The sequence below is a fragment of the Flammeovirga sp. OC4 genome, assembly GCF_000812565.1.
Classification (GTDB): domain Bacteria; phylum Bacteroidota; class Bacteroidia; order Cytophagales; family Flammeovirgaceae; genus Flammeovirga.
The window spans coordinates 147,055-158,689 of the sequence record NZ_JTAM01000009.1; the positions used below are offsets into that span (position 1 = coordinate 147,055).

Below are 11,635 nucleotides of genomic sequence, written 5' to 3' on the forward strand. Positions count from 1 at the left end.
TTGCACATTATTAATTTCTATTTTTGTTGTAATGAATAATGCAAAGCAATACATATCATTTTTTATATTATTAATCTATTCAATTGGAGTAGGACATACTTTTATTGAACATTCGGATTTTGATGTACATTGCTCAGCTGAGCAGAAGGGCTGCTGCATTGAAAATGATAGTCAAGACCACAAGACATATAACTTCGTGAATCATTCTGAACTAGATTTGTATGATTTGTTAGCATGTCTTTTAGGTCACATTAATCATTCTGCCGTGGTAGATACAAAGATCTCTACCGATAATGAAATGATCTTGAAAGCTCCGAAAGTAATCCGAGAAGCCATTGCTTTTTATATTCTTTGGAGTATTCCCAAAACATTTACAGAAGTAATCTCTCACTTCGTTGCTGATGATATCTCTGTAAAACCACTCCTCTATATTACCGGCTCCGGTAAACGTGGACCTCCTGTATTATTGTAATTTCTTTTGATATATCATTTTTGACGCTTCTCTGAAAAGACTAGCCTTAATTGCTATATCCATTTTTTTATCTCACAGGTCAAAATAATAAGCTTTTTACCTGAATGGGAATTTTATATACAATCAATAATACAGAAGAAAGATGATAAGTAGTATCATATCATTTTCAATAAAAAATAAACTGGTTATTGGCGTTTTTATCATGGCTTGGATTTGCGGTGGTATTTGGTCAATAACTAAAGTACCTGTTGATGCCGTACCAGACATCACCAATAATCAAGTACAAGTTATAACACAAGCTCCTAGTTTAGGAACTGAAGAAATTGAACAATTTATAACCTACCCTGTAGAATTGGCAATGTCCAATCTACCCGATGTGGAAGAAATACGATCGGTGAGCCGCTCAGGTTTATCACTTGTAACCATTGTATTCAAAGATGAGATAGGTACTTATCTTCCAAGACAATTAGTTGTTGAAAAACTGGCCGAAGTAAAGGAAAATATTCCTACCGGATTCGGAGAACCTTTTGTCGGACCAATTAGTACAGGACTTGGTGAAATCTATCAATATACAATAGAAGTTGATTCCGCTTACAAGGACCAATATTCTTTAACAGATTTAAGATCTATTCAAGACTGGATCATCAGAAGACAGATGGCTATGGTGCCTGGAGTTGTAGAGGTCAATGCTTTTGGTGGTAATATTAAACAATATGAAGTGGCTGTCGACCCAGATGTGCTCAATGCAATGGACATCACTATTACTGATGTTTATAATGCTTTGACCTTGAATAATCAAAATTCAGGAGCTTCCTATATTGAAAAGAATCATAAAGCAAATTTCATTAAAGGAGATGGTTTAATACGTTCATTGGATGACATTAGAAACATTGTCGTTAAAAATGAAAACGGTATACCTGTACATATAGGTGATATAGCAAAAGTCCAATTTGGTAAGGCAGTAAGATATGGGGCACTAACCAAAGAAGGTGAAGGTGAAGCTGTGGGCGGTATGATTTTAATGCTCAAAGGAGCAAATTCTAATGAAGTAATCAAGGCTGTACAGGAAAGGGTAGAACTTATCCAACCCTCACTTCCCGACGGTGTTCGAATAAAGGAATTTCTTGCTAGGAATAAACTCATTGAAAAGACAACTTCAACTGTCTCCAATAACCTGATAGAAGGTGCTTTGATTGTGATTTTTGTATTGGTACTCTTGCTTGGCAATTGGAGAGGAGGACTTGTAGTAGCATCTACGATTCCTTTATCACTGCTTTTTGCTTTTATGATGATGTACTTGTTTGATGTTTGGGCCAATCTAATGAGTTTAGGTGCAATTGACTTCGGGATTATTGTTGATGGGGCTGTTATTATTGTTGAATCAACAGTCTTCCTGATGCATAAAAAAGTAGTGAACAACCAAGGTTTGAATCAGGATCAAAAAAATGAGGTGAGCAAAATAGCTTCTACAAAAATGATGAATTCAGCCTTTTTTGGTCAATTAATCATCCTTATTGTATTTGCTCCAATACTCACTTTGGAAGGAGTAGAAGGTAAGATGTTCATTCCAATGGCATTGACGTTTATGTTTGCCATGATTGGTGTGATGATCCTTTGTCTCACTTATGTACCAATGGTTTCTTCTCTTTTTATCAATGTCAAATATAAAAACAAGCAATCCTTTGGAGATAAAATCATAGCCTCAATAGAAAATGCATATGAGCCTATTTTATTACAATCTCTCGCAAAAGGAAAGTTTATTATTGTGGCTTGCATAACAGTATTGGGAGCTACATTCTATATTTTCTCAACTTTAGGTGGGGAATTTATGACACAATTAGATGAAGGAGATATTGCATATCATGTTATTATGAAGCCGGGAACTTCTTTGGAAGAGACCATTAAGGCTACAACGAAGATTGAAAATATCATGAAGGAAAATTTTCCTGAAATAGAACAAGTCATGAGTAGAATAGGTGTAGCAGATGTTCCTACTGACCCTATGCCGATGGATGTCGCGGACTGTTTGGTTATTCTAAAACCTAAAAGTGAATGGACTAGTGCCACAACAAAACCAGAATTGATTCAAAAAATTAAAGAGAAAGTTTCAATGGTTCCAGGGATTAATTTTGAATTTACCCAGCCCATTGAAATGCGTTTTAATGAGTTGATTTCTGGAGTGCGAGAGGATGTTGCCATTAAACTTTATGGAGAAGACTTGGATATTTTGGCAGAAAAAGCGGAAGAGATCAGTTCAATCATTAGTGATATAGAAGGTGTAGCAGATAAAAGAGTTGAAGCTACGGCAGGCTTACCACAAATTGTGGTACATTATAATAGAGATAAAGTTGCTCAATACGGCTTGAATATTAATTACCTCAATGATTTAGTACAAACAGCTTTTACTGGAAAATCTGCAGGAATGATTTTCGAAGGTGAGAGAAGGTTTGATTTAGTGGTGAGGTTCCAGAAAAGTAGAAGAAGTGATATTGATGATTTAAAGAATCTCTATGTAAACCTTCCAAATGGTCACCAAATTCCGCTTTATCAAATTGCTGATGTGGTATATGAGCCCGGCCCAATGCAAATCAGTAGAGATAATACTCAACGTAGAACTTATGTTGGTTTGATGGTAAGAGGTAGAGATATTGAGTCTGTCGTAAATGACATAAAGGAAAAATTAGAGCAAGAACTAGTATTGCCTGCTGGTTATTTTATTCGTTATGGTGGACAATTTGAAAACCTTGAAAGAGCCTCAAAAAAATTAAAAATCGTTGTGCCTATAGCACTTTTCTCCATATTCATCTTACTCTTTTTAGCTTTAAAATCAATAAAGGAGACACTTATGATTGCCATGGCAATCCCCTTTGCAACCATTGGTGGTATCATTTCATTGTGGCTTAGAGGAATGCCGTTTAGTATTTCTGCAGGAGTAGGTTTTGTGGTATTATTTGGTGTTGCAGTACTTAACGGTTTGGTTTTGATAGAAGGGTGGAATGAATTAAAAACCGAAGGAGTAGATAACTTAATGGAGCGTATAAAAATAGGTGCAAGACGTAGGATTCGTCCTATTTTACTCACTGCCTTAACCGATATATTAGGTTTCTTGCCAATGGCTATTTCCACTTCAGCAGGAGCAGAGGTGCAACAACCTTTAGCTACAGTTGTGATTGGAGGAATGATTACATCAACATTTTTGACATTAATCGTTCTCCCTATTTTATATGCTATGATTGAAACATCAAGTGTAAAGAAAATGAACCCTAAACCGGTTATCGCATTATTTATAGGTGGTTTAATCTTTATTACCGGTAATCAAACGTATGCTCAGGATACTCCAATCGTTTCTTCTTTGGATCAAGCAATTGCTATTGGTTTACAACAAAATGGTAATATAAAAATCGCTCATTCTGAAATTGAAATTGCTGAATTAGGAAAAAAGCAAGCAATAAGTATTCAAAAGACAGAAGTGACTTCCACTTATGGTCAATACAATTCTTTCAGAAATGATTTAGGTATTGAAATCTCACAACGTATTGAATTTCCTACCGTTTATTCTCGCCAAAAAGATTGGGCTAAGGAGAATACAATCGGAAGTGAATTGAAACTCAATATGACTCAACAGGAAGTGAAAAGGGAAATAAAAAAGGCTTGGTATCAATTAAGTTATTTGAATGAGCAATATGATTTGATGTTATATCAGGATAGTTTATATCAAAGGTTTTTACATGCTTCCGCTATTCGTTTTGAAACAGAAGCCACCAACTATCTAGAAAAGGCTTCTGCTGAAACTCAAGTGATGGAAATTGAGAATAAGTTGTTTGTTTTGAAGTCTGATATCACTATTCAGAAGAATACATTAAGGGTATTGTTGCAAGACACTTTGGGTTTACAATTCCAGCCCGAAAAATTGAAGAAAAAAAGTACTCTTAATTCTTATTCAATAGATCATAACCCCACTTTAGGTTTTGCTCAACAGCAAGTAAATATTGCTGAAGCAGCACAAAAAGTAGCTTCAGCAGAAATGCTTCCAGGCATAAAGCTAGGTTACTTTAATAACTCAATGAACGGGGTTCCACTTTCTAATGAAGGTGGCGTAGCCAATTCATCCAATCGTTTTCAAGGTGTGTCAGTCGGCCTAGCCATCCCCATTTTTTATGGCTCAAGCAAGGCAAAAGTCAACGCTTCAAAACTAAAAGCTCAAAATGCACTCACCCGTTCACAACAATATAAAATTCAATTAGAGGGTGATTATGTTCGACTTGAACAGCAGATCAATCAACTCAATGGAAGTTTGAGTTACTATGAAAATAAAGCACTTCCACAAGTTGATCACATCATTCAAAATGCTCAGAAAAGCTTTGAACATGGTGCCATTAATTATATAGAGTATTTCCAGAACATTAACCAAAGCCTGGATTTAAAATACAATTACCTTAAAACCCTAAATAACTTCAATCAAGCAATGATTGAGTTAGAGTACATTACAGGTCAATAAAAAGAAATTACAATGAATTACTATAAATATATTTTAGCTTGTCTCACTCTGGGATTAACAACATTGGGTTGTCAGTCTACTTCTAGTCATCAACATGAAAGCGATCAACATGCTCATAAAGAAGGAGAGCATGATGACCATGAAAATAAAGTGCATTTATCTTTGCTGCAATTTAAAAGCTTGAACATGCAGGTTGGTAAAATTCCTGAAATCAATATCGGTGATTATGTTTTGACTAACGGATCATTGGAAGTGCCTCCTCAAAATGAGGCTTCTGTTACAGCTGTCATTGGAGCCAATGTCAAAAAAATTAATGTGATTGAAGGAGAAAAGGTGAAGAAGAACCAAGTTCTAGCATATCTAAATCACCCAAACCTAATCAAACTTCAAACTAATTATGTTACGAAGATGAATCAATTAATTTTTCTAGAAGAAGAGTTCAAAAGACAGAAAAAACTTTATGATGAAAATGTGGGTTCTGGTAGAGAATATCAAAAAGCTTCTTCCGATTTCTTCTCCACAAAAGGAGAGGTGAAAGGGTTAGAGGCTCAGTTGAGGATGCTTCATTTAAACCTGAACAAAATAAAAGAGGGATACATTTATGAAAACGTTCCTGTAATTAGTCCTATGAGTGGGTACATCAAATTAGTTGAGGTAAAAACGGGACAGTATGTAGATCCTCAAAAAGAGATGTTTGAAGTGATCAATTTAGATGACATTCATGTCGATTTGATGGTTTTTGAAAAAGATATCTCTAAAATAAAAGTTGGACAAGATGTTTTTTTTACCACTGAAGTGAACCCTAAACAGAAAATGAAGGCAAGTGTTTTCAACGTGGGAAAATCATTTGAAGAAGGCCCGAAAGCAATTCATCTACATGCAGATATTGACGGCAGTAAAGAAGGATTAATTCCTGGAACGTACTGTAAAGGGAAAATTATGATCAATAATACCTTCACTTCAGCACTTCCCGAAGAGGCTTTGGTAAAAGAAGGTGGGAATATGTATTTTTTTACTGTTGATAATGAAGGAGGTAAATATTCATTTGAAGCACATAAAGTGATTACTGGCAGTAAAGACAATGGATATGTTCAGATTTTTTTTCTTGATGATTTCAATATGGATCAAAAAGTCGCATTAAACAACGCTTATTATTTAATGGCAGAAATGAAAAAGGCGGAGGCTGAACATCATCATTAATACTTTTTAGTTCTATTTTATAAACGCACCTGAGGTTTTTATTATTTCGGGTGCGTTTTTTTCAATTAAAGATCTTCATTCATTTTGGATAGCAGACAGTAAACAGAAGTTCAACAGTATTAAAACATTAAATCTTCCAAAACATAATTTCCTCTCAAACGGTTATTAAACTCCAAGAAATTATTAACTTTACAATAATTATTATAAAGATTTGCGAATGAGTAAAAAAATAGGAGCAAATAATTCATACTTCGGAAATATTAAAGAAGCATTCAATACATCCAAACATGGTCTGAAAATTACTATCGACCACTTTAAAGATGCTTTGAAAAATGAAAGGAGAGATCCTATAGGAACCAGTGATGATAATTATTTTGAGAAACAAAATGCGATCGTAACACTGAAATACCCTGAAGAGGTATTGCCTGTTCCTGATAATGGTAGATATAAATTAGATCTTGAGATAGATGATTGTATCGTTTGTGATAAATGTGCAAAAATCTGTCCTGTAGATTGTATTGATATAGCACCGATCAAATCTTCGGAAGTGATTGGTGAGTGTTCTGATGGTACTCCAAAACGTATTTATGCCGCCAAGTTTGACATTGATATGGCAAAATGTCTCTTTTGTGGTTTATGTACTTATGTCTGCCCAACAGAATGCCTTACAATGACTAAATCATATGATTATAGTGAGTTAGATATGCGTAGTCTAACGTATGGTTTTGCAAATATGTCTCCTGAGGAAGTGAAGGAGAAAAATAGACTTTATGATTTAGAACAAGAGAAAAAGAAAGCCGCCAAGTTAGGTACTACTGCTGCCAAAACTCCTGTTGCTAATATTGAAGAAAAGGAGGAGGAAGCAAAACCCGTGAAGAAAGCAGCTCCAAAACCGAAATTCAGACCAAAAGTGATCAAAAAGAAATAATGATTGAACTAATAGTATTTTATTTTTTTATAGGGGTAATTGCATTATCATCTTTCGCTTTATTTTTCACAAAGAACGTTATCCATAATGCCGCTTACTTACTTTTTTCATTATTAAGTGTAGCAGGTTTATTTGTACTTTCAGGTGCTGATTTCATTGCTATTACTCAAGTGATGGTTTATATAGGAGGTGTATTAGTCCTTTTATTATTTGGAGTGATGTATACCAAAAACTCTATTGATCATGAAATGGATAGTGGTTCAAAGAGAACTTTTATAGGCTTCTTATTTGGAGCAGTACTTTTTGGTATTTTGGCTTTTGGAATTTTAGAAGAAGACCTGGATAGAGATTATACAGTCAATAACGAAGGAATTACATCTAATTTAGGTGTCAGTTTTATGACCGATCAGATCTTTGCATTTGAATTGACAGCTATCCTTTTATTAGTGGTATTAATAGGGACAGTTTTCGTAGCTGGTAAAGCTGATAAATCATTAGATAATCAATAAAATTCTTTCTAAATAATAGAAGAAGACATATATTTGTTTTCTTACACGATTATAATTCGATCTAATTTATTTGGATCGTTTTTCATTTATAGATAAATATAAAACTTATGGCACAAGTTACTTATTATACAGCTGAGGGCCTTCAAAAGTTATCAGACGAACTAAACGAGCTCAAAACGAAAGGGAGAGCTGATATTGCTCGTCAGATTGCAGAAGCGACAGATAAAGGAGATTTAAGTGAGAATGCTGAATATGATGCAGCGAAAGATGCTCAAGGCCATTTAGAAGCTAAGATTGCCAATTTAGCGAACCTAATTGCAAACGCAAGAGTTATAGATGAGTCAAAATTAGATAACTCAAAAGTTGGTATTCTTTGTACTGTTAAGATTAAAGCTCCAACAGGTGCAGAGATGTCTTATACATTAGTATCAGCTAAAGAGGCGAATGTTAGAGAAAATAAAATTTCAATTGATTCTCCTATTGCACAAGGTTTAGTAGGTAAAAAAGTAGGGGAGATTGCTGAAGTAAAAACTCCTAGAGGAATGATGAAATTTGAGATCTTAGATATTTCTCTATAGACCTCCAATTAAAGCATAAAAATAAAGGGTGATACAAATGAATGTATCACCCTTTATTGTTTTATTAATCAAATATGATTGTCTTGTTTTTATACGTCATCAGTTTGCGGTTAACATGCTGATAAAGTGCTCTAGATAAGACAATTTTTTCTAAATCTTTACCCTTACGGATCAGTTCTTTTACAGTATCCTTATGACTTACTTTAGCTACATCTTGTTCGATGATTGGACCTGCATCTAAATCAGATGTTACATAATGTGAAGTGGCTCCAATAATTTTCACACCTCTTTCATGTGCTGCATGATAAGGTTTTGCACCCACAAATGCAGGTAAGAAGGAGTGATGTATATTAATGATCTTATCTGGATAGCTCTTAATAAATTCAGGAGAAAGAATTTGCATATATCTCGCTAAAACAACAAAATCAATATGATGTTCTTTCATTAATTTCAACTGAGCTTCTTCCTGTTCTTTTTTATTTTCCTTATTCATTTCGAAATGATAGAAAGGAATCTTGAACTTATCCGCAACTTTTTTCAAGTGTTGGTGATTACTGATAATCATAGGAATTTCAGCTTGTAACTCTCCTGAGTCCGTTCTTGATAAAATATCATAGAGGCAGTGAGACATTTTAGTGACAAAAAGAGCCATACGAGGCTTTTGGTCACTAAAGTAGAGCTTCAAAGTCATATCAAACTTTTTAGCTAAAAGTGTTTCTATATAATCTCTAATTTTATCTTTTGGAATTAAGAAAGAATCAATTTCAAATTCAATTCTCATAAAGAAACGTCCCACTTCACGGTCAACATACTGATCAAGGTAAATAATATTGCCTTGGTTTTCGTGAATAAATTGAGTTGTATATGATATAATTCCTTTTTGATCCGGACAATGCATCAATAAGATGGCCGTCTTCGGTTGTGTTTGTTGTTTCATGTTTAGTTATTTTAATGAGGCTAATAAAGAGTCTAAATATTCTCTATGGTTAGCCAATCTAGGTACTTTGTTTTGTCCTCCTAACTTGCCTCTTGACTTCATCCAATTATAGAAAGATTTAGGTTCAAGAAAATGAATTTTTGGAGCAATTAAAGCGATGTCTTTATAACGCTTTGCATCATAATCTGAATTGACCTCTCTCAATTTTTTATCAAGTGTTTCAATAAACAAATGCTGATCATTAGGAGTATGTTTAAATTCGATGGCCCATTCATGACCACCTTTTTGACCTTCTTGTAGATAAACTGGAGCGGCGGTAAAGTTCCTAACCTCTGCTTGAGTAGCTTTACATGCAGCTTTTATCGCTTCCTCCGCATTTTCTATTACTACTTCTTCTCCAAATGCGTTGATAAAATGTTTAGTACGGCCAGATATCTTTATTCTATACGGATATTTTGAGGTAAATCGCACTGTATCTCCAATCAAATACCTCCACAAACCTGCGTTTGTAGTAATAACAATAGCGTAGTTCTTTCCAATTTCAACATCTGCTAACTGCACTACTTTTGGATTTTCTTTATCAAACTCAGACATAGGTATAAATTCATAATAAACACCATAATCCAGGAGTAGTAAAAGTTCGTCGTCGTTAGTAGTATCCTGTATACCAAAGAAACCTTCAGAAGCATTATAGACATCCATGAATTGCATGTCATCTCTTCCTATCAACTTTTTAAATGTTTCTCTATAAGGTCCAAAAGCTACTGCACCATGGAAAAACACCTCCAAGTTAGGCCAAACTTCTGACAAGTATGATTTGCCAGTTTGTTCTAGTATTTTTTCAAATAAAACCAATGTCCAAGTAGGAACTCCGGCTATACTTGTAATATTTTTTTCTATTGTTGTTTCTGCAATCCTTTGAATCTTGGATTCCCATTCATCCATCAATGCTACCTCCAAATTAGGAGCTCTCATAAACTCTGCCCAAAAGGGGAGATTCTTCATGATAATAGCAGAAACGTCACCCAATAAACTATCATTATAATGGTGATTTTTCTGAATACTACCTCCAATTCCCAAACTTTTCCCAAACATCACTTTAGAGTTTGGATGGTTATTGAGGTATATTGTCACCAAATCTTTTCCTGCTTTATAATGGCAGTCTTCCAATGCTTCTTTTGAAACTGGAATAAACTTACTCCTAGCATTTGTAGTTCCTGATGATTTAGAAAAATCGGTAATCTTAGTAGGCCACAAGATGTTTTGTTCTCCACGAATCATTCTTTCAATGTAGGGATTCAAATCCTCATAGGTTGAAATTGGAACCCTTTCATCAAAAGTATTAATATTCTTAATAGAACTATAGCCATACTTCTTACCCCATTCTGTTTGGGAAGCACTTGATACTAAATCATTAAATAGGTGATCTTGCACTTCTATAGGATGCATCATAAAATGCTCAATCTGATGCATTCTTCTCTTTGAAATCCAGCTAATAGCAGAAGTAAGTATTTCCATATAATAAAAGATAGTTCTAGATCATTAAAGAAACTAACCTATACCATAGCAACCCAACATATCACAGGTATTTAAAAAATGAGTTACTACTGTTGATGTTTGTCCATCTTGTTAGTTTCAAGCTAACTACTAAAGTAATATTAAAATTTTGGGTATCAAAAAAAGGACACCCAACTGAGCGTCCTTATCATGATTTATGGCTTTCTTACTCAGAAAAATCTTTCTTTTTGTATTCAGCGTATTCACCAAAGTAAGCTTTTCTAACCTCAGGGTCATTGATAAGCTGATCAGGAGTACCGTCTCTAAATACAACACCACTTTGTAAGATATAAACTCTATCAGTAATTGATAAAGTCTCTGTTACGTTGTGGTCAGTAATAAGAATACCAATATTTTTCTTTTTCAAGTTGTAAACAATTCTTTGAATTTCTTCTACTGCGATAGGATCAACACCAGCAAAAGGTTCATCAAGAAGTACAAAACTTGGGTTTGTTGCCAATGTACGTGCAATCTCTGTTCTTCTTCTTTCACCACCTGAAAGAGACATACCTAAGTTGTCACGAACATGTGTAAGAGAAAATTCATTTAATAAGTTTTCTACTCTTTGTTTTTTCTCTTCTTTAGAAATCTTCTCCATTTCTAAAGGCAACATAATATTTTCTTCAACAGTCAATCCTCTAAAAACCGATGGCTCTTGAGCTAAGTAACCAACGCCTTTCTGAGCACGTCTAAACATTGGAAGTGTCGTGATATTTTCTGTATCAAGATGAATCTCTCCGTTGTTTGGCTTAATCAACCCAACAATCATATAGAAACATGTAGTTTTACCAGCACCGTTTGGCCCTAACAAACCAACAATTTCTCCCTGCTCTACTTGAATAGAAACATCATTAACTACTGTACGCTTACCGTACTGCTTAATAAGATTATCTGCTTTTAGTATCATTATATAAAAATAATATCTTCTAAATTTTTATTTGAGGAAATATAATAGG

General features: G+C 34.3%; 9 protein-coding genes. 6 read left to right on the forward strand and 3 right to left on the reverse strand.

The genetic code is table 11. The features are described from left to right. The first annotated feature begins 31 nt into the window (after positions 1-31). The 6 genes from PL77_RS09045 (at position 32) to greA (ending at position 8,185) form a co-directional block, all read left to right on the forward strand. Positions 32-472: a hypothetical protein gene (locus tag PL77_RS09045; protein WP_044203957.1), complete on the forward strand. Its 441-nt coding sequence runs from the start codon at positions 32-34 to the stop codon at positions 470-472. Between the two features lie 142 nt (positions 473-614). Continuing rightward, positions 615-4,970, forward strand: a complete 4,356-nt coding sequence (locus PL77_RS09050) for a CusA/CzcA family heavy metal efflux RND transporter (protein WP_044203959.1) — start codon at positions 615-617, stop codon at positions 4,968-4,970. A 12-nt stretch (positions 4,971-4,982) separates the two neighbouring features. After that, the gene (locus tag PL77_RS09055; protein WP_044203961.1) at positions 4,983-6,170 is read left to right on the forward strand and encodes an efflux RND transporter periplasmic adaptor subunit; all 1,188 of its coding nucleotides are present in this window, start codon (positions 4,983-4,985) and stop codon (positions 6,168-6,170) included. A 217-nt stretch (positions 6,171-6,387) separates the two neighbouring features. Continuing rightward, the gene (locus tag PL77_RS09060; protein WP_063769007.1) at positions 6,388-7,098 is read left to right on the forward strand and encodes a 4Fe-4S binding protein; all 711 of its coding nucleotides are present in this window, start codon (positions 6,388-6,390) and stop codon (positions 7,096-7,098) included. Further along, positions 7,098-7,607, forward strand: a complete 510-nt coding sequence (locus PL77_RS09065) for an NADH-quinone oxidoreductase subunit J (protein ID WP_044203962.1) — start codon at positions 7,098-7,100, stop codon at positions 7,605-7,607. The genes PL77_RS09060 and PL77_RS09065 overlap by 1 nt, the downstream gene beginning before the upstream one ends. Positions 7,608-7,714: 107 nt before the next feature. Continuing rightward, a complete protein-coding gene (gene greA / locus PL77_RS09070; RefSeq protein ID WP_044203963.1) occupies positions 7,715-8,185 on the forward strand; it encodes a transcription elongation factor GreA in 471 nt (156 codons plus the stop codon). A 64-nt stretch (positions 8,186-8,249) separates the two neighbouring features. Here greA and purU read toward each other — a convergent pair whose 3' ends face one another. The 3 genes from purU to lptB all read right to left on the reverse strand — a co-directional run bounded on the left by purU (position 8,250) and on the right by lptB (position 11,586). After that, positions 8,250-9,122, reverse strand: coding sequence for a formyltetrahydrofolate deformylase (purU, locus tag PL77_RS09075; RefSeq protein WP_044203964.1), 873 nt, complete (start codon positions 9,120-9,122; stop codon positions 8,250-8,252). 6 nt (positions 9,123-9,128) lie between these two features. Then, positions 9,129-10,640, reverse strand: coding sequence for a GH3 auxin-responsive promoter family protein (locus PL77_RS09080; RefSeq protein ID WP_044203965.1), 1,512 nt, complete (start codon positions 10,638-10,640; stop codon positions 9,129-9,131). A gap of 205 nt (positions 10,641-10,845) precedes the next feature. Further along, a complete protein-coding gene (lptB, locus tag PL77_RS09085) occupies positions 10,846-11,586 on the reverse strand; it encodes an LPS export ABC transporter ATP-binding protein (RefSeq protein WP_044203966.1) in 741 nt (246 codons plus the stop codon). Positions 11,587-11,635 lie beyond the last annotated feature (49 nt).

What these genes read in the sequence shown, in the direction of transcription:
- PL77_RS09080 (WP_044203965.1), bottom strand. Translation starts at nt 10,640, where the DNA reads ATGGAAATACTTACTTCTGCTATTAGCTGGATTTCAAAGAGAAGAATG.
- PL77_RS09055 (WP_044203961.1), top strand. Translation starts at nt 4,983, where the DNA reads ATGAATTACTATAAATATATTTTAGCTTGTCTCACTCTGGGATTAACA.
- purU (WP_044203964.1), bottom strand. Translation starts at nt 9,122, where the DNA reads ATGAAACAACAAACACAACCGAAGACGGCCATCTTATTGATGCATTGT.
- PL77_RS09045 (WP_044203957.1), top strand. Translation starts at nt 32, where the DNA reads ATGAATAATGCAAAGCAATACATATCATTTTTTATATTATTAATCTAT.
- PL77_RS09060 (WP_063769007.1), top strand. Translation starts at nt 6,388, where the DNA reads ATGAGTAAAAAAATAGGAGCAAATAATTCATACTTCGGAAATATTAAA.
- lptB (WP_044203966.1), bottom strand. Translation starts at nt 11,586, where the DNA reads ATGATACTAAAAGCAGATAATCTTATTAAGCAGTACGGTAAGCGTACA.
- PL77_RS09065 (WP_044203962.1), top strand. Translation starts at nt 7,098, where the DNA reads ATGATTGAACTAATAGTATTTTATTTTTTTATAGGGGTAATTGCATTA.
- greA (WP_044203963.1), top strand. Translation starts at nt 7,715, where the DNA reads ATGGCACAAGTTACTTATTATACAGCTGAGGGCCTTCAAAAGTTATCA.
- PL77_RS09050 (WP_044203959.1), top strand. Translation starts at nt 615, where the DNA reads ATGATAAGTAGTATCATATCATTTTCAATAAAAAATAAACTGGTTATT.